The following is a 23,502-nucleotide window of genomic DNA, read 5'->3' on the forward strand; positions in this document are numbered from 1 at the left end:
TGCCAAAATAGGGGTAATAGCATATGGAAAGAAGCTCATTAAATTTTCGTTTTTTCAAGTACAATACGATTCTGGCCGCCATGATCTTATTAGTAAGTTTAGTTTCAACCTATTTTATTATTGGGGAAATCGTGGAAAAAGAAATAGGTGAGCGTGCACTTGGCGTAGCACAAGTCGCTGCGAAGCACCCGGATATTATAGAGGGACTGAAGCAACCCCAAACATCAGCAGAAATTCAAAAAATTGCACTGCAAATTCAGCAAAGTGTTAATGCCGAATATGTGGTCATTGGTGATGAAAAGGAAATCCGGTATGCCCACCCAGTAAAAGAACGAATCGGTCAAAAAATGGTTGGTGACGATAATGCTAAAGCGCTTATCGATGGAGAAGCTTACATATCAAATGCGGAAGGTACATTAGGTAAAGCATTACGCGGCAAGGCACCTGTAAAAGATGAAAATGGGGAAATCATTGGTGTCGTTTCAGTTGGCTTTTTATTTGCTGATATCTTTTCAGCAAATATCATTTATTCCAAGTATTTAATAATAATATTTTTCATTACGATTGTTTTATCTATTATTCTTTCCACTTATTTTTCCAATAAAACAAAAGCACAATTATTGGATTACGAACCTCAGGAAATCGTTAAAATATTGTCCGAGCGAAATGCGATATTGGAATCGATTCGAGAAGGAATTATTATGGTTGATCGAGAAGGGACCATTACATTGATTAATCATTCTGCGAAGGCGATTTTAAGGAGCGGGGATTCTGAAATAGGCGAAAATATTAGTAAAGTTATTCCGAATACACATTTGATTAAAGTGATGGAATCCGGTCATGAACAATTAGACCGAATGATGACCATTAATGGTGTTAAAACATTAGTAAACCGTGTTCCGATTGTTAATAATGGCGAAGTAACCGGTGCTGTGTCCAGTTTTAGACCGTTTGAAGAAATTGATTTAGTTGCCAATGAGCTGTCACAAGTAAAACAATATATCGAATCGTTACGGGCACAGACACATGAATACAATAACTTTTTATATACGATTTCAGGGTTGATTCAACTGAAGGAATATGATGAAGCCCTCTACTTGATTCATTCTGAGCGACTTGGGAATCACGCGTTAATATCCTTTTTAAACGAAAAAATACAAGATACGTTTATTTGTGGTCTAATCATTGGGTTTTATAATAGAGCGAAAGAATTAAAGGTTACGTTATTACTAGATGAAGATAGTTTTTGTGGGAAACTGGGTCAACATCTTGAAAAGCATCTACTCATATCAGTACTAGGAAATTTAGTGACCAATGCCTTTGAAGCTGTAGAGCATTTAGATGAAGAAGAACGTATCGTACGAATTTATATTTACGAGGATGAAAAAGAAGTCATCTGTGAAATTGAAGATTCAGGGAATGGGATCGATCAACAAGTAATCAACAATATATTTGAAAAAAAACAGTCAACAAAAGACAAAGAGCATCGGGGTTATGGCTTGTTTATCGTCGATGAAAACCTGAGAAAATTAAATGGTTCAATTGCAATTGAGAGTGGAGAATTGGGTGGGGCACTATTCATTTTTTCAATTCCAAAAGAGGGGTGAGTCGTATGGGGAATACAATTGAAGTACTAATCGTTGAAGATGATATGCGGATTGCTCAAATACATGAAAAGTTTCTTGAGCAAATTGATGGTTTTAAAACGATAGGAATGTCCCATACAATAGAAGAAGCAAAAATTTGGCTGGATACAATAAAGCCGGATTTGATTTTGCTGGATATTTACTTTGCCGATAATTTGGGGACAGAACTAATCGATTATATTAAGCAAAAGGATATGGATACCGATATTATTTTAATCACGGCAGCAGCGGAGGTTGAAATTGTAAAAAAGGCATATGCGAGCGGTGTGATTGATTTTTTATTAAAGCCTTTAACACTACAGCGTTTTAAAGAATGCCTTCTCAAATATAAAGAGAAAAAAACAATACTTAGTTCAACCGACCGCTTACAGGCTGAGGATATAAAAAAACTGTGGAATAACCTTACATATGCGAGTGAACTGGAAAAGGGAAGCAACCCTAAAGGCATTGATTCTGTTACAAAAGAAAAAGTGGTGACCTATATTCAAAATTGCGATGAAGGAATTACTGCTGAAAAACTTGGCAAAGAAATAGGGATCAGCAGAACTACAGCGAGGCGTTATTTGGAGCATCTAATGGATGAAAAAGTAATTTTTGTTGAGCATATTTATGGCTACGTCGGCAGACCAGAGCGCCGGTACTTTATAAAAAAATAAACAAACAAGAGTATGTCGTAATAGGACATGCTCTTTTTTATGTCGTGAACAATATGAACAATATAGACACTATGAAAATAAAAGACAATAGTTTCGTTATATATAAAAAAGACACAATATCCTTTTTAATTAAGATAACGCTTACATAACGCGTGAGACAGAAGGGGGACTATTTTTATGACAATGAAAAAGAAGCTGCTAACTTTATTTTCAGCAGCGGCGTTAACACTGACATTGGCAGCGTGTACTGATAGTGAGGGGACATCATCAGGCGATAAAGACTATCCAACAAGTAACTTAACAATCGTAGCACCATCCGGGGCTGGCGGGGGATGGGATTTAACATCTCGTTCGATTGCAAAAGTTATGAATGAAACAAAATTAATCGAAAAACCGATAACAGTAGAAAACAAACCAGGTGGCGGTGGTGCCGTATTCATGGCAACTTACGCGACAAAAGAAGCAAAAAACGACCATATGTTAATGGTAAAATCACCACCGATTTTAATTAATAACTTAAAAGCTGAAGGGAATAGCCCTTACGGATATAAAGATACAACACCTTTAGCACAGCTAACGAAGGATTTTGGTGCAATTGTTGTTCGTGCTGACTCTCCTTACGAATCGTTAACCGATTTATTGGATGCTATTAAAGCAGATCCAACAGCGCTTACAATGGCTGGCGGTTCCGCTCCAGGTTCAATGGATCACTTAGTTACAATTTTACCTGCATATGAGTACGGCATTGATCCAAAAGCCGTAAAATATGTTTCTTATGACGGCGGCGGGGAAGCGATGGCCGCATTATTAGGGAATAATGCCGATGCGATCGGAACAGATATTTCAACTGTAACACCTTATGTAAAGAGTGGAGACGTTCGGGTATTGGCAGTTACATCACCTGAAAAATTAGCACTTGAAGGTTTGGAAGAGATCCCGACATTATATGACTTAGGGATTGAAGCAGAGTTTACTATTTGGCGCGGTATTTTCGGACCGAAAGATATGTCTGATACAGCAAAGGAATATTGGGTTGAAAAGTTAACAGAGTTAAATGATAAAGAGGAATGGAAAGCAGAATTAGAGCGTAACGGCTGGGCACAAGACTTCCGTGTAGGTGATGATTTCACGAAATTCCTTGAAGAACAAGAAGGTACGATTACTGAAATTTTAACAGCTTTAGGTATGCAAAAATAATGAAACTATGATGTGGGCATATTTATTGCCCACATCTTCTTTACAGGAGGTGTACAACGTTGAATTTAAAATTTGACCGTGTTGCTAGTGTTGTGTTTTTAGTGCTAGGAATATTAATTATCGTCGAATCCCAAAAAATATCTACAAGTGCGTACGGCTCTCAAATAGGCCCGAGTACATTTCCGTTTGGATTAGGAATAGCTCTAATTATATTAAGTATTTTACTATTTTTTGAAACGATTCGTCATCAGGCGATGTATAAAATTGCTGAAGATAAAGAAGGGGAGAGCTCCTCTAATTATAAGCGATTCCTGATTATTTTTGTTTCAGCGGTTGCTTATGCATTTTTACTTGAAAAACTAGGTTATTTAGTTACGACCTTTGCATTTTTATTAATCTCATTTCAAACACTTGAACGAGGAAAGTGGGTTAGCTCAATTATAGTGGCAGCCGCATTTTCAGCAATTATTTACTTCGGCTTCGTCAACGTATTAGGCGGATCATTGCCTAAATTCCCACTCTAAATAGAAAGGAGGAGCTAATTTGTCAACGATACAGTACTTATTAGATGGGTTTGCTATTGCTTTTCAATGGCATAATATATTATTCGCATTATTAGGTGTAGTTATTGGAACAGCTGTAGGCGTACTACCAGGGATTGGCCCAATGAGTGGGGTTGCACTATTAATTCCTGTTACGGCTACATTAACGTCAGGGTTACCAATAGAAATGGCTGCAACTAGTTCAATCATCTTACTGGCGGGAGTATACTACGGTGCAATGTATGGTGGATCTACAACATCTATTTTATTAAATACACCAGGCGAATCTTCTTCAGTTGTTACGACGCTGGACGGATATCAAATGGCACGGCAAGGAAGAGCTGGAGCCGCCTTATCTATTGCGGCAATCGGATCGTTTATCGCAGGTATTATTGCATTGATCGGATTGGTTTTATTAGCCCGACCATTATCTAAAGTAGCAATAAATTTTGGTCCGGCAGAATATTTTTCGCTAATGCTGTTAGGATTGGCAGCGGTAAGTGGTTTAGCGGGTAAATCGATTACGAAGGCATTAATTATGACGGTTCTCGGCCTATTATTAGGAACGATTGGAATAGATGCTGTTTCAGGAATTGCCCGATTTACATATGACCAACCGGTTTTATTTAGTGGAATTGAATTTTTAACAGTTGCAGTAGGTTTATTTGCATTAGGTGAAGTATTTAAAACGATTTTCGAGAAGGATGGCAACGATGAACCAATCGCGAAAATTAATCGCATTTTACCTACAAAACAGGATTTAAAAGACAGCGCGGCACCAATTACACGTGGCTCATTCCTTGGTTTCTTTTTAGGGGTGCTACCAGGTGCAGGAGCGACGCTTGCTTCCTTCTTTGCTTATATTACAGAAAAGAAAATCAGCAAAAATCCGGAATCGTTTGGTAAAGGAAACATTGCCGGCGTTGCTTCTCCAGAGTCTGCAAATAATGCGGCGTCGGGTGGAGCGATGATTCCGCTTTTAACATTAGGAATACCGGGATCAGGAACGACAGCTATTTTAATGGGTGCGTTCATTATGTACAATATTCAGCCAGGCCCATTACTATTTGAGGAACATCCAGATGTAGCATGGGGTTTGATCGCGAGTATGTTCCTAGGAAATTTAATGCTGCTTGTATTAAACATGCCGCTAGTTCGGGTTTTCGCTAAAATCATACAAACACCGAAAAGATTTTTACTGCCTATCATTATTGCCATTTCATTTTTTGGTGTATATGCAGTTCAATATACGACGTTTGATTTATTCTTGTTATTAGGATGCGGGATTGCGGGCTATTTCTTTGCAAAAAATGATTTCCCTGTTGCCCCGTTAGTTTTAGCGCTTGTGTTAGGCCCAATGATCGAGAACAATATGCGTCGTGCATTAACAATTTCCAATGGAGATTACAGTATTTTCGTAGCAAAACCACTTTCATTAGTCTTTTTAATTATTGCAGTTTTATGGATACTGATTCCGATTCTTATGAAATTACGTGGGAAAAATGTAATTATTAATGAAGAAGGATGAGTTAAGCTACTAAGTGTTGTTTAACGAAGAGTTGCCGTCCGAATCCGGGCGGCTATTTTATTTGAAATAAATAAAGGGGAGTGCGTGAAATGAAAAGTGTACGTCAATACAAAGCTGGAACGGCAGATGTCTTAATTTTGGAGGATGTAGAAATACCTGCCATTCAAAAGGGAGAAGTATTAATACAGGGGCTATATACGAGCGTAAATTATGCAGATATTAAAACGCGCATGGGAAATAAAGGTCAGAGTACATTTCCGATTACATTAGGCTTAGATATTGTAGGACACGTCATCGAAAGTAAAAGTACGGCATTTCAGAAGGGAGATTATGTTTTCGCATTCCCTAATGGGGGCTCTTATCAGCAAGTAGTAGCCGCGATGGAAACATTAACCTTTAAAATTCCCGAAACAATCGATCCATTACAAGCTGCAGCACTTCCAACCGTGACAATATTATCTGAGATATTACTTAAACAAATTGGAGATGTACAAAAGGAAGATACAATTGTCGTACATAGCGCGGCTGGTGGTGTGGGGACAATGCTTGTGAAGTTGGCAAAACATTATGGCGTGTCAAAAATCATTGGAACTGTCGGTGATTTAAGTAAGAAAGATTATGTTCTGAGTATAGGTGCTGATGATATGTTTACTTACGACAGCTTTGTAGATGGCGTTAAGCAACATACTAATGGTAAAGGCGCACAAGTGATTTTTGATTCGGTCGCTGGTGATGTTACAAAGGCAAGTCTTGAATGCTTAGCTAATTTTGGCACATTAGTGCAGTTTGGAAACAGTAGTGGAAAAGCTGGTGTAATATCAACAAGCGATGTGCACAACAGCTGCCGAAATATAAAAGGTTTCAGCTTAGGTACAACTCGTAAGGAAGCTCCTGCTCGCCTCGCTCCTGTTGTTGAGCGGATTATTCCATTGTTTGAAGGTGGACAATTAAGCGTTCCAATTGCGCGAGTCTATGATTTAGAGGAAGTTCAGGAGGCGCATCGCCTTATCGAAAGTAGAAAGCATCAAGGTAAGATTTTAATTCGCCTTATAAAAGATGAAAATTAAAAGATACAAACATTATGAACAATTTTAGTCATATATGAAAAATACATGTTTTAACCGGTTGTTGTATTGTTGAGATTCCCTATCGAAGGCGCCAAAATGGGGTTAGAAGGGGATGAAACAATGGCAACAACGACTACTGTATTGCATGAACGAATAGAATTCCTAACTTTATATAAAAAAGAAACAAAGCAGTCAGAAGAGTGGCTGAAAGAACGGATGAAAGAGGCGCATCTTCCTGATTTCACCTTAACGACAGATGAGCTTACGCACGGTGCACGGGTTGCATGGCGCAATAGCAATAAATGTATCGGACGCCTGTTTTGGAATAGTTTAAATGTGTTTGATCAGCGCCATTTATTAAATGAGGTCGAAATTTATGAAGCGCTTCTACACCATATCGATTTTGCGACAAACAACGGAAAAATCAGACCTGCCATTACACTGTTTGACCCGAAACGTGTACGGGTGTGGAACCACCAGCTCATTCGCTATGCAGGCTATGAAACAGATGATGGGATTGTTGGAGATTCGGACTCGATAGAGTTTACGAAAATATGTGAAAATCTTGGTTGGCAAGGTGCACGTTCAAACTATGATGTTTTACCGCTTGTCATTCAAGTAGATAACTGGGAGCCAATGTTTTTTGAAATTCCTGAAAAGCATGTGCTGGAAGTGGCGATTACCCATCCGGATTATGATTTTTCAAAGTTAAATATGAAATGGTATGCAGTACCGATTATTTCGAGTATGCGTTTTAATATTGCGGGCGTTGATTTTCAGGCAGCGCCGTTTAACGGGTGGTATATGGGGACGGAAATCGGGGCGCGCAATTTGGCGGATACGTACCGCTATAATTTTCTGCCGAAAGTGGGAGAAGCAATGGGATTGGATACTGCAATGAATGCGTCGCTTTGGAAGGACCGGGCACTCGTAGAACTGAATGTTGCGGTGCTGCATTCGTTTAAAAAAGCGGGCGTAAGTATTGTTGATCATCATACCGCTGCCCAGCAGTTTCAGCTGTTTCAAAAGCAGGAACATGCAAGCGGCCGGGAAGTAACAGGGAACTGGGTATGGCTTGTCCCGCCATTATCTCCTGCAACGACCGACCTGTATCATGAACCGATTGCCAACACGATTAAAAAACCAAACTATTTTTATCCCGCATTAACTGGTAGTAAGACTCCTGCCTCTAGGCAGGAGTCCAACTACCCGGAAAAGCCCGATTGGTTCAACTAACAATCAGTGGGGATGAAGAAACCCCCCACTGATTGAAGTTTCATTTTATCAGCAGCCATATTAAAAATAGGTGTGCATGAAGCGAAAGCCTCTGCACACCTATTTCTTACCTTTTATTTAACATAATTTGAATCAATTCATCTCGATCGATTAAATAAACGTCATTGATGTCGGCAAGTTTTTCGGCCTGGCGTGTAAAATGACTGTTTGTGACAACCCATGCCTCTGTTGCTTCATACATTTTTACCGCCCCGATAATTTCCTGTACCGCTTTTACTCCGACAGTACCGGAATAGCGTTTTGCCTGGACTGCAATTATATCTTTTCCGTCCTTTAAAATAAGGTCGGCACCGTAATCACCGCTCGTTGCAGTATAGCTCACTTTAAATCCGCGGCGCTTAAATAATTCGCCTAAAAATCTTTCAAAATCTTCACCGGTCATTTTATCGACTTCGCGAATGCCGGACTTCCGCAATTTCCTCGTCTTCAGCGATTTCAGCCAAATTTTAAACGCAATATATAGAACGAAATAAGCGACAATTCCCATACCGATGCCTTCAGCTGTTTTCGTTACATAAAAACCAGCTGTACCAGCCGATGCGATGAAAAATAGCGGGATTACTGGCAGGCGTTTTTTATTCCGTCTTCTCTTTTTACGCAATAGTTCTGTACTCCTTTTATTTATTACCATTATTATATCATAAAAGGGTACATACGTTTGGTTATATTGTACGATTGTCTGAGCTCATAAAGGAAGCCAAAAACAATAGAACAGAAATGAGAATAAACAGCACGATCGGGATTGTCCAGCTGTCCGTCAAATCATGTGCAAAGCCGAACAAAACTGGCCCGATTGCGGCAACAAAATAACCGATTGATTGTGCGAAGCCGGAAAGTTCAGCTGCATCATAGGCTGTCTTTGTGCGCAATGAAAATAGCATCAGTACTAAACCAAACGAAGCCCCTCCTGCAAAGCCTAATAAAATCATCCATACGACAGCAAGACTTGTCCATTCCATTAAGACACCAGTAAAACCGACTAAGTAACAAATCGTAAAGAAAATGACGATCGGACGTTGAGAAGCGATTTTGCCTGCAAGAATCGGAATAATAAATGTCATCGGAATTTGTGCAAACTGCATAACGGATACCATCCACCCGGCCGCTGTAGCATCAAGGCCCTGGCTAATGAAGATTTCCGGCAACCATGCAGACGAGCAGTAAAATATGAACGACTGGAATCCCATTGCTCCAGCGACTGCCCAGGCAAGCGGCGACCTCCACATTTGCGTTTTCTTAGTCTGCGATGTCGGCATATTTAATGCAATTTTTTCCTGGCGCAAAATCGGCAGCCAGATTAGTAATGTAAGAATCCCTAAAATAATCGTAATACCTGCGGCGATTTGCCATCCTGCGTTTGCCGCTATAGGATAACTGAAGCCTGCAGCAATTCCGGAAGAAATGTTCATTGAAACGGAATAAATCCCTGTTAATAATCCGATATGTAATGGGAATTTCCATTTGAAATAGCTAGGGATAAGAACATTCCCGAATGCAATTGCAACCCCAATTAATATTGTTCCTATAACGAGTAAAGACGTTGCCCCTAGCGAACGCAGTAAAATCCCTGCACAAAGTAAAATGACGGAATAAAATAATGTCCATTCAATCCCAAACTTACGGGCAATGCGTGGTGCAAATGGTGATACAACCGCAAAGGCAATTAAAGGAATGGTCGTTAAAAAGCCTGCAAGAAAGTTCGATATCCCAAGCCCTTCACGTATAAATGAAATAATCGGGCCAATCAAAGTAATCGGTGTACGTAATGTGGTCGCAAATAAAAATACGGCTACCATAAAATAGATGAGCGGTCGGTTGGATAGTATTTTTTTGCTATTTTGATTTACTTGTTGTGTGTCCATTTTCGATTCTCCTTTTGTATATTGATATATGTTAGAGTAGTGTGAATACTCATAAAAAACAGAATAAAGGTGAAGCCATTGCTATCAAAAAAATGTTATGTTAGACTTTTAATCATTGATTCAATTAAATTAAATAAAACATTACCTCATGTAAATTATGAGGTAGAGGTCGCAATCATTAAGACTAGTATAGCTGAGATTAGGAAGAATCGGTGAAGCTTTATGAAAGGAATGGTTGCCGAAGTGTTGTTTTTCTTCTTGAAAATAATGCTGGGGCTGTTTCCGATAAGGAACAGAACTGTCACATGTGTGAGCATGTGTTGAGCTATCTTTCAAGTTTGATGAGGTGTAACTATAACCATCACAAAAACTTGTGGTGGTTTTTCTTTTACACTTCACCAACAAAACAAAAAGGGAGTTTTATATTCATGAGTGAGATTAAAATAGATCAGCTCGGTAATAATAACGGGTTGAAAAAAAGTTTAAAAAGTCGCCATGTAACGATGATTTCGCTTGGCGGAACGATCGGTACAGGTTTATTCTTAGCATCAGGTGGTGCGATTGCACAGGCGGGTCCTGGTGGGGCATTGCTCGCATATGCGCTGATCGGCGTTATGGTGTATTTCCTAATGACATCATTAGGGGAAATGGCTGCGTATATGCCAACATCCGGTTCGTTTAGTACGTATGCAACAAAATTTGTTGATCCGGCTTTAGGCTTTGCGCTTGGCTGGAACTATTGGTACAACTGGGCAATTACGATTGCAGCAGAAATTGCGGCTGTGTCGTTAATTATGAAATACTGGTTCCCGGACAGTTCTTCCATGTTATGGACCATTTTATTTATTGTAGTTGTTTTATCATTTAACTTGGCATCGGTAAAAGCTTTCGGTGAAGCGGAATACTGGTTTGCGATGATTAAAGTCGCGACAGTAATCGTGTTCATCATTGTCAGCTTCTTAATGATTTTCGGGATTTTAGGTGGGAACGATCCGGTCGGCTTCACGAACTTCTTTAAAGATGACGCACCGTTTAATGGCGGTTTCCTGGCACTGTTCGGTATTTTCCTTGCAGCCGGTTTCTCTTTCCAAGGTACGGAAATGCTTGGGGTAACGGCAGGGGAAACAGATGATCCAGGCAAAAACATTCCAAAAGCAGTTCGTTCAGTATTCTGGCGTATTCTGTTGTTTTACATTTTCGCGATCGGTGCAATTGGATTACTGATCCCGTATACGGATTCACGTCTTTTATCTGAAGATATTGCGACAAGTCCATTTACATTAGTATTTGAAAACCTAGGTGTGGCGTTTGCGGCATCTGTTATGAATGCCATTATTTTAACGGCGATGTTATCTGCAGGGAACTCAGGGTTATATGCAGCGAGTCGTATGCTTTATCAGTTAGCGGTAGATGGAAAAGCGCCGAAACTTTTCATGAAAGTAACATCGCGTGGTATTCCAATGTATGCACTTTTAGCTACATTAGCAGTTGGTTCGTTAGCATTCCTGGCATCGTTTTTCGGTGACGGTGTTGTCTACATTTGGCTGTTGAATGCTTCCGGTATGTCCGGCTTCATCGCTTGGCTCGGCATTGCCATTAGTCATTACCGCTTCCGCCGTGCATATGTCGCACAAGGACATTCATTGAGCGATTTACCGTATGTATCTAAATTCTTCCCATTCGGACCGCTATTCGCGTTTGCCCTATGTATGATTGTCGTGCTAGGTCAAAACTATATGGCATTTACGGGCGGAACAATTGACTGGTACGGTGTCGTCGTTTCATATATCGGCTTACCATTGTTTGCCGCTTTATGGTTTGGCTACAAATTTAAACATAAAACGAAAATCGTTCCTTTACAGGACTGCGATTTATCAAATAAATAATTTCTGAAACGCAATGCGAGCTTATAGGCTTTCATTGCGTTTTTTGTTGTATTGAGGATTATTTGTCCTGAAGTGAGGAATATACAAAGGGAGTGAGGAATAAGTGAGAGTGATTGAGTATTATGCTAGACTGATTGAGGATAACCAGTAGATTAGTGAGGATTAAATTTCCCGAGTACGATTGCTGCAACAGTGGTATTATAAAAGAAATAAAAAAATGAGTAGCGCTGAAGAATAAGGAAGTGAAAACATGCCTATTTCAAAAGGTTTCTATAAAAAAGTATATCCTTGGTTAACAGGGGAAGATAATAAAAAGGTGATGTATCGACCGTTTCTCACAAAACAGAACCCGTACAAATCCCGTATTTTCCTAGTAAGCTCGCATGCAGTACCGTTATTTAAAGTGGAAGACCGGAGTGAGCAGACTTTTGCAGAGTCATTAGTGAACAGAGATCTTTTCCAGGATCTATATTTAAGTGAAATTAAAGGGGCACCCCGTGAATTTAAAGGCTCATTGCAGTTTGAAAATTGGCTGGAAAACACTCATCACGAATCGCTCATTTATACGTCGCTGAATACATATCAGCTGGAATCAGCCGATGAAGCGAAAGTAGCTAAAAAAGAGGATACCGCTAACTTTGAGCGGGGAAATCACATTTTTAAAGAAGTAATGGATGAGTTTCTGCCGGAAATTATTATTTTGCAAGGGACTGCCGCATACGAGCAATTTAAAGCGCGGTATGCTGACCGTTTAGTGATTTATAATGAAGATGAAACAAAAGTGCAATTACTCGAACAGACCGGCCCGTTTGCGGAAATGGTTTATGAAGATGGCAAAAAGGTATCGATTTTCGTTACGCGCAGCATGAGCTACTTCGGTACGGATGGTTCGAAGTTCGAACAATTTAAAGAAAATTTATCAAAAATTTTACAGAAAAATGCTTAAAACCGAACATTATCCCTAATAAAATTTACTTTTTAACTAAATTTCCGAAAAATAAGAATAATTTTATTATTTAAATGTTATTGCAAACTAGCATTTCCATGATTATAATTGGAACATTCATATTGTTAAATTAAATATTCGCCACTCATATAATAGCAAGGATAAGGCTTGCAAGTTTCTACCGGATTACCGTAAATAAACCGACTATGAGTGAAGCATGCTTAATGAATGTATTTGTCCAATTATTATATATTTGCACAAAACATTTGTTATTACTTTTGAACTTACTCGGAAGTCTTGCTCCACTCAACGTAGGGAGCTTGCCTTTCGAGTTTTTTGTTTACATTCAAATGGGAAGGAGCTTTTATCATGAAGCTTTTAAAGGAAAAAATAGAAAAAGAGGGCCAAGTGCTTTCAGATACAGTGTTAAAGGTAGATTCATTTTTAAATCATCAGATTGACCCGTTATTAATGAAAGAAATCGGAGACGAATTTGCGAAGCGTTACTCGGACCAAATCATTACGAAAGTATTGACGATCGAATCATCTGGTATTGCCCCTTCAACTTTTTTAGGGTTAACACTAGGTGCACCTGTTGTCTTTGCGCGCAAACGCAAATCACTGACATTAACGGACAACCTGTACACATCAAAAGTACATTCGTTCACGAAAAACGAGACGAACGAAATTTCGGTATCGAATAAGTTTATTACGGCGGATGATAATGTCGTAATCATTGATGACTTTTTAGCGAATGGCGAAGCTTTAAAAGGCTTGATCGATATCGCGAACCAGGCAGGAGCAACAATTGTCGGTGCAGGTATTGTAATTGAAAAAGGCTTCCAAGAAGGCGGCAAAATTTTACGCGAGCAAGGACTGCGAATTGAATCATTGGCGAATATTAAATCATTGGCTAACGGCAAAGTAGAATTTTACGATTAATTAAGCAGCACATATTTCTAAAAGGTAATAAAGTTCAAACGATGTAAATTGACTCAGCAAGAGTACACATATATTGGAGGAAAACTTTTTATGAATAACACGAAAGCAACAATGCTTGGAATTCAGCATCTGTTGGCAATGTATGCAGGAGCCATTTTAGTACCGTTAATTATCGGTGGGGCATTAGGATTCAGTTCAGCGCAAATGACATATTTAGTCGCAATCGATATTTTCATGTGTGGGGTAGCAACACTGTTCCAAGTATGGAAAGGTAAAGTGATCGGAATTGGATTACCGGTTGTATTAGGCTGTACATTTACAGCGGTAAGCCCGATTATTGCAATCGGTTCTGGCGGCGGCTTAGGTGATGTTTACGGCGCGATTATCGCATCTGGTTTGATTATCGTATTAATCGGTGGTCTTTTCGGGAAACTAATTAAGTTTTTCCCTCCTGTTGTAACAGGTTCAGTCGTAACGATTATCGGAATCAGCTTAATTCCAGTAGCCATTAACAATATGGCTGGAGGACAAGGGGCAGCAGACTTTGCATCAGGTTCAAATGTGGCGTTAGCGTTTATTACATTATTAATTATTTTAGTAATTTACCGCTTCACAGTTGGCTTCGTTCGTGCAATTGCTATTTTACTAGGTATGGTGTCAGGAACGGTGATCGGCATTTTCATGGGCAAGGTTGATTTTACGCCAGTTGCCGAAGCTTCTTGGCTGCACATTATGCAACCATTCTACTTAGCAACACCAACATTCAATGCTTCTGCTATTTTAACGATGACATTGGTGGCAATGGTATCACTAGTTGAATCAACAGGTGTTTACTATGCATTAAGTGATATTACAAAAAAAGATTTAACTTCAAAAGACTTATCAAAAGGGTACCGTGCAGAAGGACTAGCATCGATCATCGGTGGTATTTTCAATGCCTTCCCGTATACAACATTCTCACAAAACGTAGGACTGATCCAAATGTCAGGCGTACGCGACCGCAAAGTCATCTTCATTACAGGTGGTATGCTAGTAGCACTAGGATTCCTGCCAAAGCTGGCAGCATTAACAACGATCATCCCAACACCAGTACTAGGTGCAGCGATGTTGGCAATGTTCGGTATGGTTATTACACAAGGTGTGAAAATGCTTGCACCGGAAATCCAAAAATCAATGGAAAACGCAATGGTCGCAGCACTAGGTGTCGGTCTAGGAATCGGCGTTGCCACAGTACCAGGCATTTTCGAAAACCTTCCGTCATGGATGTCGATTTTGACTTCTAATGGGATTGTTGCTGGGTCTGTAACTGCGATCTTCTTGAATGTGTTGTTTAACATGGTTGGGACGAAGCGTGTTGATCCGATGCATGTGATGGAGTAGGAAGAGCAAGCAAATAGTATGAATAAAATAATCCCACAGAAAAGTTAAGCAGTTAGCTTTTCTGTGGGATTTTTAATGTTGATTTTGATCCGGAATGTGTAAATTCAAGTTCACCAATGCATTTATGAATTATGATGAGTTGTCAGAATTGTAGGTGCAACCGATGTGGGAAATCAGATTTCTTTTATTGCTAACTCTTTTATAAAACTACTACTATCTTCAATTCGAATTGGAATATAAGATGGTAAGGTTGGGAGTGGGACAATTGGCTTGCCATTATTAATCGAAGTTCCTCCACTACCTATAATATTGTCAACAATTACAGATCCCTTAATGCTACCACCTTCTAGTAAATTAAGTTTAGCTTTTGGTGCTACAATGTATTGCCCTTCGGTAGGAACGCCACCACTAATTGTAATGTTACGACCACCAGAATATATATTACCATAAAAACCAGCCCCTCCAGTTAGAGTTATGTCTGCTGTTTTACTAAAATAAGAGCCATAAAGTTTTGTTTCATTACTAAATGTAGGTCCTGTAGTACCTTCGTAAAAAATATTTAGTTGTTTAAGATTTGCAGTAAGTTGATTATTAAAGGAGCCCTTAATATTAATAGAATTCTTCACAAAGATGTTTAAATTACCAGTTCCTTGGATTTTAATATGTCCTTGTTTGATATTAAAGTCATTTACATATAAATTAACAGTGTTACTTCCAATATTTAGAGTAAGTTTATTATTAGCATCTACTTCAAATTTCTTGAATCGTGTATCCTGCTGTAAATTATAGACATAATTATTAGTTATCCAATTTGTTGCTAAAAAATTACCATCATTAATAACATTTGTTTTATTCCATTGATCCTTTGCAACTTCTAGGTTATCAGGTAGTTTTAGTTGTGATAGTCTTAGAGCTTCATTAGTTGGATATGCTGGTAATAGCGAATCGATATCTAATGAAATCGGGGCTTTTAGTTTTCCAGAAAAATCCCCCATCCAAGACGGATATACAAATTTACTCGGATCGGAAACACTAACATTACCGTTTACCCTAGCACCGCCATCTAAACTAAGTGTTCCATTTAAGGAGGCAGCACTACCGTTAATAGTACTACTTCCAGATAAGTTGATATTTCCTTTTGTAATAGCATTATAATCAGAAAGTTGGGTTGAGCCTGTGCCTCCAGAACCTCCAGATTCCTCCGAACCTTCAGTATAGTTTGGTGATTTCACCTCAAGTTTTTGTTTCAGTTCTCGGCTTTGTTTACTCTTTTCAAATTTTCCAACTGCCGATATTGTAAATGTACATTCTGTCGACTTACATGAAAAATCAACTACTGTATCTGATATAGGTTGCTCTGAAAACTGTTGCTCAAGTAAGTAGGAGTTCGTATAGCGATTAGTACTATTACATTTTGTTTGTGTGGCATCTCCAATAATGTCATTATACTTTTTACAGTAGTTATTTTTAATTAGAGAGAAATAGTAATTATTAATGCTACCATGCTCTTCAATAATTTTTTTTTGTTTATTTTCATCAGGGTCATTAATATCCGATTGGAGTTTGTCGTAAATTTGCTCGATTGTTTGAAGAATTTTGGCTTTTTCTAAATTTATACCAGTTTCTGCAATATAGTATAGTGATTGGTCGGAGCGTTCAGAAACAGTTATTTTATTTGCATTGCTAGTAATTGTAATTAAACTTATACCTAAAACAGAGACTAAAGACAAAACTAAAATAGTTAGAAAAAGAGCATAGCCTTGTTCGTTCGAATTCCTCATATTAATCCCCCTTCCTAAAGGCGATATCAGTTTTATAGTTTTCACCGTGTAAAGAAAAATTGATTCGTACACCGTAGTTTGAATTATCGATAATATTAAAATTACCGATTTCATTGGCAATCTGTGAACTGTTTCTCATTAAACTCTTATCGGTTGGATTAAATGTGTAGGTTGCAATTGGGTTTTCTGCATCATCTTTAAAAATATATTTATTCGATTTGTATTCGATACTAGACGTACTTCTTAAATCTTTTGTGATCAGTTTTAAAATGTAAGAAGAATCAGTAATCTCCTTCGATTCAGCAGATTGTTGACTATTTATATTAATGCTAGAAATCATGATATTTGCAGCAAAAATACCAATAATACTTAAGATAACTACAATTGCCATTATCTCAATTAACGTTAATCCGTTTGAGTTGTTAAATACTTTGTTTTTCACCATTTATCAGCCCTTTAATTTGATTTCCATGTGTACGCATTTTCTATAATTGTTTTTATAATTTCTTGTCCGTCTCTTAGTTCGAATACTGTAATTTTAATAGTTGTTAAATGGGGATAATTGCAAAGTATAGAAACATCTAAATTTACTAAATAATTATCTACTGGTTTTGAGTAGGTGTATTTTTCACTGTAACTAAAATCAGTTTTTGAGGTACTGTTACAACTTCCTGAAACTTGTTGTTGTAGTATGTAACCATTGTTGAAGTTGGAACTTGCTGAAATTGTATTACGTGCAACCGTTTTAGAGAATAAATAAATTTTTTCCATTTCAACTTGAGCAATATAAGTAGATGAGCTAATATTTTCAGATTGTATATTAGTTTTCTTGGTTTGAAGAAAGAGCCCGAAAAAAGAAATCAAAATAATCGTAATTAATACAATAGAAGCTACGACTTCCACTAAAGAAATCCCACGCTCTTCTTTCAGTAATCTCACAAGATACCCCCCCTTCTTCTCTTGGGTTTAAATTAAATGGAATGACACTAAACAAACCATTTATATTACGCGATAGGAAAAGTTAATTAAATTTAAGATATTTAAAATCGATTATTATAGGTAAATAGAAACATATAAAAATAAAAAAATAAAAATTCGACAAAAATATATAGTCACAAAGTAATCTATTGTGTATTATAATAGTAACATAAGTATACATTTGGTAAAAGGGATAAAAATTAGTACATAAAATAAAGTTTGTGAGATAATATATTAAATTTATTATAATATTTTCCATCTTATAACAAATGTATAAATTGAGTTTTTTCTTCAAATATCATATTTCAAATAAATTTTTAGTTATAAAGTCCTTATTTATACTTAATGAATTAGAGTGATTAGGCGGGTGAGTAAATGAAAATTTTCTTTAGATCAATAATACCAATAATTTTGCTGGTAGTCCTTTTATCAATATTGATTCCGAACTTTATAGCAAGTTCAGTAGCTTCCGCTGATAATAATGCAGCTGGTTCTACAATCGGCGGGGTTGAGACGAGTGATTTGAAGGGCGAGGATTTGAAAGCACTGCTGACTACTGCCGTTAATGATTGGTATACACAAAACCTGACTGTCACTGGCGGGGGGACTTCCATTGAAGTGAGCTCATCCACATTCCAGTTTGATATTGAAAATACAGTCGCTAACTATGAGAAACAGGTACATAAGTCATGGTTTGCCTTCTGGGAAGATACGCCGACAGTACATCTCCCACTAATTGTTTTTCCTAGTGAGATTGTGAAAAGCGAGATTAGTAATGTTTCGTCATGGGATACGGATTTGACGTATAACAATGTAGAACTGAATGCCGCGTATTTAAAAACAGATCCTGTTGAAGCGGCTGTCATAGATGTCTCGGTACTGGAAACAGACCGGATTTCATTGTCGGTTGAACCGATGCCGGAAGGGGCAATGGGCATTAATGAACTGGTTCTTGCATTACATGACACAGTAATAGAACCACAGATTGCTTTCTCAATGATTGAAAAGTTGGGCGATACGATGAACTTGGCCAACCGTGAAGCCATTAATTTTATTGCATCAAATCTATATAATGCAGCACTGAATATTAATGCGGAAGTATTGGAGCGTCATTCGCAAAATGAAATCCCATCCTATTTTAAACCGGGCTTGGAAGCAAAAGTAGATGCGCTGGCAAATGAGGATCTCAAATTCGCAAATACTTCATCCAAGCCAGTTGTTTTAAAGTTGATTATGGAAGAAGGGAACTTGAAGACTGAAGTATATACACCGGCAAAGGAAACGGAAGTAGATGTGACGGTATCGAAGGATGAGGAGATTCAGCCCCGTACAATCACACGTTACTCCATGGACCTGGCAATTGGACAGACGGAACAAGTACAGCAAGGTGCAAAAGGTTTACGCGTCTCGGTCTATCGAACAGCTTTTGATGAGCAGAAACTTGTAAGCCGTGATTATTACCCACCTGTTGACCGAATTATTTTGAAGTCTTCCAAACAGCCGGAAGTGCAGTCACCATCAGAAAATCTGAACAATGACCCTGCCTATCAAGTGGATTTAGATGGAGACGGTTTCCCGGATGCTGATACGACTAACGGAAATGGGTCAACTACACCAATTAGTGGTTCCCAAAATAACGGTTCGAATTCATCAAACAATAATCAAGGGGCTGCATCGAACAATTCTGCAAACGGCGATACTGAAGAGGAAAATCTTCCTCCTGGCAGCTATTACGATAAAGGTGGAAATTTAATTACTCCAAAATAAAGGAGGACGAAAAATATGAGGGCGAAATCGAGAAAACGCTTAGGGGACTTGCTTTTAGAGTCGGGCGTTATTACCGAAGCACAGCTTACTTACGCACTGGCAAATAAAAGCCGCGACGAAAAACTCGGGGATTTTTTCATTAAAGAAAACATACTGACGGAACAGCAGCTGATTGAAGTGCTGGAGTTTCAGTTGGGTATTCCACATATTACATTAAGTAAACATGTGATTGCACCGGAACTGCTGCAGCTTGTACCAAGAGAACTGGCGAAGCGTACGAATATTATGCCGGTGCGTCGGGATAAAAATAAGCTGCTTATTGCGATGGCAGACCCGATGGATTATTTTGCGATCGAAGAAGTCCGCATGGCGACAGGCTGTCAAATCGAAACGAGTATTGCGACGAAGGACGACCTGTACAGGACAATTACAAAATACTATGACCTACAGGCTTCAATGGATGCAGCCTTAACAGAGATTGAAGTAAATACACCGGAAGTGCAGCAGGAAATTACCGATCAGGATTCGGCTATTGTCCGGCTCGTAAACCAGATCATCAACAATGGGGTCGCCCAGCGTGCATCGGATATTCACTTTGATCCGCATGAAACAGAATACAGAATTCGATATCGTGTCGACGGCGTTCTTCGTACCGAACGCTCTTTGCCAAAGCATATGCAAAATATGATGACGGCCCGGGTGAAAATTATGGGTGGGCTCAATATTACCGAAAATCGTATTCCACAAGATGGCCGGTTTAAAGTTAACATCGAATTCAAAAATGTCGACATTCGTCTTTCTACATTACCGACTGTCTACGGCGAGAAAATTGTTATGCGTATATTGGATATTAGCAATGCCGCAACAGATATATCGCATCTAGGATTTACAGAAAATAACGAAGCAATTTTCAGGAAGATGATCGAGAAACCGAATGGCATTGTGCTAATTACAGGTCCGACAGGTTCAGGAAAATCTTCTACGTTATATGCAGCACTTTCCAATTTAAATAACGAAGGTGTCAACATTATTACAGTCGAGGATCCGGTCGAATACCAGTTAAATGGTGTCAATCAGATTCAAGTAAAAGAAGAGGTCGGGTTAACGTTTGCCGCGGGATTACGTTCAATTTTACGTCAAGATCCTGACATTATAATGATCGGGGAAATCCGCGATCTGGAAACCGCACAAATTTCGATCCGTGCATCGTTAACAGGGCATCTTGTATTAAGCACATTACATACAAACAGTGCGATTGAATCGATTTCAAGGCTGCAGGATATGGGAATTGAACCGTTTCTCATTTCTTCATCGCTTGTCGGTATTATGGCACAACGTCTTGTACGTCAAATTTGTCGGGACTGTACGATGGAGATAGAGCCTACGATCAGGGAAAAACAAATTTTTGCAAATAATGGATTAGAAGTGAATAAGATTCGAAAAGGTCGCGGCTGTGCGGCATGTGGAAACACAGGCTACCGTGGGCGACTTGCTATTCATGAGCTGTTGCCTGTTGATCGTAGATTGAAGGATTTGATTTTAAACAGGGCAAGCGGCTATGAAATTGGCGATTATATGCAAAACGCTGGACATAACACATTACTGCAAGATGGTTTACTGAAAGTGTTGGTAGGTGTCACGACAACAGAAGAAGTACTACGTGTAGCGACGATTGATTAAGGAGGAATGCACATGACATTGAACATACAAGATTTATTGCAACGTGCGTATGACGAAAAAGCATCCGATTTGCATGTCACTACCGGCATCCCTCCTGTTTACCGTGTAAATGGTCAATTGAAGCAATATGGGAATGAAATTGTTACGGAAGAAATAGTAACCCGCATGCTACAGGATATTTTACCGAAGTATAAATTAGGGGAATTTGAGGATAAAGGTGAAACCGATTTTAACTATTCACTAGAAGATTTATGCCGCTTCCGTGTAAATGCGTATCATCAGCGAAATGCAAGTGCGATTGCTGCGCGTTTGATATCCAGTAAAATTCCAACAATTGAATCGTTAAATTTGCCTAGAGTACTGTACGATTTAGCTGAAAAACCACAAGGACTCATTTTAGTAACTGGTCCAACTGGTTCAGGTAAGTCAACAACACTCGCGGCAATGATTGACTATATTAATGAAACCAAATCAAGACATATTATTACGCTGGAAGACCCGATCGAATATTTGCATTCCCATAAAAAATCGGTAGTGAACCAGCGTGAAATTGGAGTCGATACAGGATCATTTGCGAATGGTTTACGTGCATCACTCCGTCAAGATCCCGATATTATTCTAGTTGGGGAAATGCGAGATTTAGAGACAATTTCAACAGCAATTACGGCAGCGGAAACAGGGCATTTAGTGTTTGGCACACTTCATACGTCAAGTGCACCGACAACAATTGACCGTATAATCGATGTGTTCCCGCCTCATCAGCAAGGGCAAATTCGGATTCAATTAGCCAACGTATTGCAAGGAATTATTTCACAGCGCTTATTCATTCGGAAAGATAAAACGGGCAGGGTTGCCGCAACAGAAATTCTGGTAAGTATTCCAGCTGTAACAAATTTGATACGAAATGAAAAAATTTATCAAATTCCAAGTATTATGCAGACTAACCGAGCGTTAGGGATGCATACGTTAGAGACATCCATACAAGCGCTTGTTTCTTCCGGGAAAGTTTCGTTGGAGGAAGTACGGCCATATTTGAATGTGGGTGATTACAGTTGACCGTATTTAAATATGTAGGACGAACAAAAATGGGGGCAACGCTAAAAGGTACGATTGATGCAGCGAATAAAGCAGCCGCCATTTCAAAGCTTCGCGAAAAGGGCATCAATCCTCGAGAATTAGAAGAGTCGAAAAGTCTATTGCATATGGAAGTCAGCTTGGGAAGCAAAAAAGTAAAAACACAGGATTTTGTTATTTACTGCCGTCAGTTTGCGACATTGATTCGGGCAGGTGTATCACTCGTAGAAGCGACGGATATTTTAGCAAAGCAGGCGACAAGCAAGCCATTGAAAAAAGCGCTTGAAGCAGTAGAAGAAGATATTCGTTCGGGTATTCCATTTTCGGATGCGGTCAGGAAACATCCGAAAGCGTTTCCTGAACTGTTCGTCAATATGATGCGTTCGGGCGAGGCAACAGGGAATATCGACGACACGCTGGAGCGTCTGGCGAATTCGTACGAAAAATCTTTCAGGTTAATCAAAAAAGTGCAGTCGACGCTGACATACCCTGCGATGCTTTTAATAATGATTGTAGTTGTCGTGTTTTTCATGTTGATTTTCATTGTACCGACATTTGTTGAGTCATTTGAATCGATGGATGCCGAACTCCCGACTTTAACGGTTTGGACAGTAGCTTTAGGAGATTGGCTGAGACAATACTGGTGGTTCCCTATTGGGGCCCTAGCTATTGGGATTGTGGTATTTCAATATTTATATAGGAATAATGAACAGTTTAATTACACAGTCCATTATTTGATGCTGAAGATGCCGATATTTGGTCCTCTTTTACAGAAAACGGCGATTGCAAGGTTGACGCGCAATTTATCATCTTTATTTAGCAGTGCTGTGCCGATTTTGCAGGCATTGACGATTTCCCAAAAAGTATCCGGCAACCCAGTTGTAGGAAAAGTGGTACTGGATGCAAGGGCAAGTTTGGAAAGAGGTAGCTCGCTGACAGAGCCACTAGAAAAAAGTTGGATTTTCCCGCCTATGGTAACGAGTATGACAAGAATTGGCGAGTCTACAGGGTCACTTGATTATATGCTTGAGAAGATTGCGGATTTTTATGAAGAGGAAGTCGATAGAAATGTTGATACTTTAAAAACTTTAATTGAACCGTTAATGATCGTATTGTTGGCAGGGGCAGTTGGTCTTATTGTAGCGGCAATTTTCTTACCGATGTTCAGTCTATACGAACAAATGTAAGAGAAAATGGAATTTAAATGGACGTTTTGCAAGGAGGCATCAAAGCAAACAAAGCGTCAGTGCAAAAAACAATACAAACTATAAAAT

At 38.9% G+C, this 23,502-nt stretch carries 20 protein-coding genes and 2 riboswitches; of the genes, 15 read left to right on the plus strand and 5 right to left on the minus strand.

The annotated features are described in order from the left end of the window. Positions 1-23: 23 nt before the first annotated feature. The 7 genes from MHH37_RS01470 (at position 24) to MHH37_RS01500 (ending at position 7,872) form a co-directional block, all read left to right on the plus strand. Positions 24-1,607, plus strand: coding sequence for a sensor histidine kinase (locus MHH37_RS01470; protein ID WP_008407991.1), 1,584 nt, complete (start codon positions 24-26; stop codon positions 1,605-1,607). A gap of 5 nt (positions 1,608-1,612) precedes the next feature. Next, the gene (locus tag MHH37_RS01475; protein ID WP_008407992.1) at positions 1,613-2,302 is read left to right on the plus strand and encodes a response regulator; all 690 of its coding nucleotides are present in this window, start codon (positions 1,613-1,615) and stop codon (positions 2,300-2,302) included. A 177-nt stretch (positions 2,303-2,479) separates the two neighbouring features. Then, positions 2,480-3,499 (plus strand): tripartite tricarboxylate transporter substrate-binding protein, encoded by a 1,020-nt coding sequence (locus MHH37_RS01480; RefSeq protein ID WP_342574706.1) that lies wholly within the window; start codon positions 2,480-2,482, stop codon positions 3,497-3,499. A 59-nt stretch (positions 3,500-3,558) separates the two neighbouring features. Then, a complete protein-coding gene (locus tag MHH37_RS01485) occupies positions 3,559-4,023 on the plus strand; it encodes a tripartite tricarboxylate transporter TctB family protein (protein WP_087617091.1) in 465 nt (154 codons plus the stop codon). Positions 4,024-4,042: 19 nt separating this feature from the next. Continuing rightward, positions 4,043-5,569 (plus strand): tripartite tricarboxylate transporter permease, encoded by a 1,527-nt coding sequence (locus MHH37_RS01490; protein WP_342574707.1) that lies wholly within the window; start codon positions 4,043-4,045, stop codon positions 5,567-5,569. A gap of 89 nt (positions 5,570-5,658) precedes the next feature. Then, positions 5,659-6,636 (plus strand): zinc-binding dehydrogenase, encoded by a 978-nt coding sequence (locus MHH37_RS01495; protein ID WP_342574708.1) that lies wholly within the window; start codon positions 5,659-5,661, stop codon positions 6,634-6,636. A 120-nt stretch (positions 6,637-6,756) separates the two neighbouring features. Continuing rightward, positions 6,757-7,872 (plus strand): nitric oxide synthase oxygenase, encoded by a 1,116-nt coding sequence (locus MHH37_RS01500; protein ID WP_342576196.1) that lies wholly within the window; start codon positions 6,757-6,759, stop codon positions 7,870-7,872. 106 nt (positions 7,873-7,978) lie between these two features. Here the strand turns inward: MHH37_RS01500 and MHH37_RS01505 are convergent, their stop codons facing one another. Both MHH37_RS01505 and MHH37_RS01510 read right to left on the minus strand, forming a co-directional pair. Continuing rightward, positions 7,979-8,533, minus strand: a complete 555-nt coding sequence (locus tag MHH37_RS01505; RefSeq protein ID WP_008408000.1) for a restriction endonuclease — start codon at positions 8,531-8,533, stop codon at positions 7,979-7,981. A gap of 61 nt (positions 8,534-8,594) precedes the next feature. Continuing rightward, positions 8,595-9,794 (minus strand): MFS transporter, encoded by a 1,200-nt coding sequence (locus MHH37_RS01510; protein WP_008408001.1) that lies wholly within the window; start codon positions 9,792-9,794, stop codon positions 8,595-8,597. Positions 9,795-9,949: 155 nt separating this feature from the next. Beyond that, positions 9,950-10,130: riboswitch (Lysine riboswitch) on the plus strand. Positions 10,131-10,222: 92 nt separating this feature from the next. Here MHH37_RS01510 and MHH37_RS01515 point away from each other — a divergent pair. The 4 genes from MHH37_RS01515 (at position 10,223) to MHH37_RS01530 (ending at position 14,948) form a co-directional block, all read left to right on the plus strand. After that, positions 10,223-11,680, plus strand: coding sequence for an amino acid permease (locus MHH37_RS01515; RefSeq protein WP_065217524.1), 1,458 nt, complete (start codon positions 10,223-10,225; stop codon positions 11,678-11,680). 250 nt (positions 11,681-11,930) lie between these two features. Next, complete coding sequence (locus MHH37_RS01520) at positions 11,931-12,626, plus strand: hypothetical protein (RefSeq protein WP_008408003.1); 696 nt, start codon at positions 11,931-11,933, stop codon at positions 12,624-12,626. 125 nt (positions 12,627-12,751) lie between these two features. Then, positions 12,752-12,853, plus strand: a riboswitch (purine riboswitch). A gap of 142 nt (positions 12,854-12,995) precedes the next feature. Further along, entirely contained in the window at positions 12,996-13,568 is a 573-nt protein-coding gene (locus tag MHH37_RS01525; protein ID WP_008408004.1) for a xanthine phosphoribosyltransferase, read from the plus strand. A 90-nt stretch (positions 13,569-13,658) separates the two neighbouring features. Beyond that, positions 13,659-14,948 carry a nucleobase:cation symporter-2 family protein gene (locus MHH37_RS01530; protein ID WP_342574709.1) on the plus strand — a complete coding sequence of 430 codons (1,290 nt, stop codon included), beginning with the start codon at positions 13,659-13,661 and terminating at the stop codon, positions 14,946-14,948. Between the two features lie 173 nt (positions 14,949-15,121). Here MHH37_RS01530 and MHH37_RS01535 read toward each other — a convergent pair whose 3' ends face one another. The 3 genes from MHH37_RS01535 to MHH37_RS01545 are packed head-to-tail and all read right to left on the minus strand — an operon-like array spanning position 15,122 to position 17,668. After that, on the minus strand, positions 15,122-16,729 hold the full coding sequence (locus MHH37_RS01535; RefSeq protein WP_342574710.1) for a pilus assembly PilX N-terminal domain-containing protein: 1,608 nt from the start codon (positions 16,727-16,729) through the stop codon (positions 15,122-15,124). 1 nt (position 16,730) lies between these two features. Continuing rightward, the gene (locus tag MHH37_RS01540) at positions 16,731-17,174 is read right to left on the minus strand and encodes a hypothetical protein (protein WP_342574711.1); all 444 of its coding nucleotides are present in this window, start codon (positions 17,172-17,174) and stop codon (positions 16,731-16,733) included. A gap of 11 nt (positions 17,175-17,185) precedes the next feature. Continuing rightward, a complete protein-coding gene (locus MHH37_RS01545; RefSeq protein ID WP_342574712.1) occupies positions 17,186-17,668 on the minus strand; it encodes a hypothetical protein in 483 nt (160 codons plus the stop codon). A gap of 414 nt (positions 17,669-18,082) precedes the next feature. On the opposite strand from MHH37_RS01545, the gene MHH37_RS01550 reads away from it, so the two are divergent. Genes MHH37_RS01550 through MHH37_RS01565 form a run of 4 tightly spaced genes read left to right on the plus strand, consistent with a single transcriptional unit; the run spans position 18,083 to position 23,415 of the window. Next, on the plus strand, positions 18,083-19,474 hold the full coding sequence (locus MHH37_RS01550) for a VanW family protein (RefSeq protein WP_342574713.1): 1,392 nt from the start codon (positions 18,083-18,085) through the stop codon (positions 19,472-19,474). 15 nt (positions 19,475-19,489) lie between these two features. Next, positions 19,490-21,154 carry an ATPase, T2SS/T4P/T4SS family gene (locus MHH37_RS01555; RefSeq protein ID WP_342574714.1) on the plus strand — a complete coding sequence of 555 codons (1,665 nt, stop codon included), beginning with the start codon at positions 19,490-19,492 and terminating at the stop codon, positions 21,152-21,154. A gap of 12 nt (positions 21,155-21,166) precedes the next feature. Beyond that, on the plus strand, positions 21,167-22,210 hold the full coding sequence (locus MHH37_RS01560) for a type IV pilus twitching motility protein PilT (protein ID WP_342574715.1): 1,044 nt from the start codon (positions 21,167-21,169) through the stop codon (positions 22,208-22,210). After that, positions 22,207-23,415: a type II secretion system F family protein gene (locus MHH37_RS01565; protein ID WP_342574716.1), complete on the plus strand. Its 1,209-nt coding sequence runs from the start codon at positions 22,207-22,209 to the stop codon at positions 23,413-23,415. Before MHH37_RS01560 ends, MHH37_RS01565 begins: the two co-directional genes overlap by 4 nt. The last annotated feature ends 87 nt before the right edge of the window (positions 23,416-23,502 follow it).

This window comes from Solibacillus sp. FSL K6-1781, assembly GCF_038630735.1.
Taxonomy (GTDB): Bacteria; Bacillota; Bacilli; order Bacillales_A; family Planococcaceae; genus Solibacillus; species Solibacillus silvestris.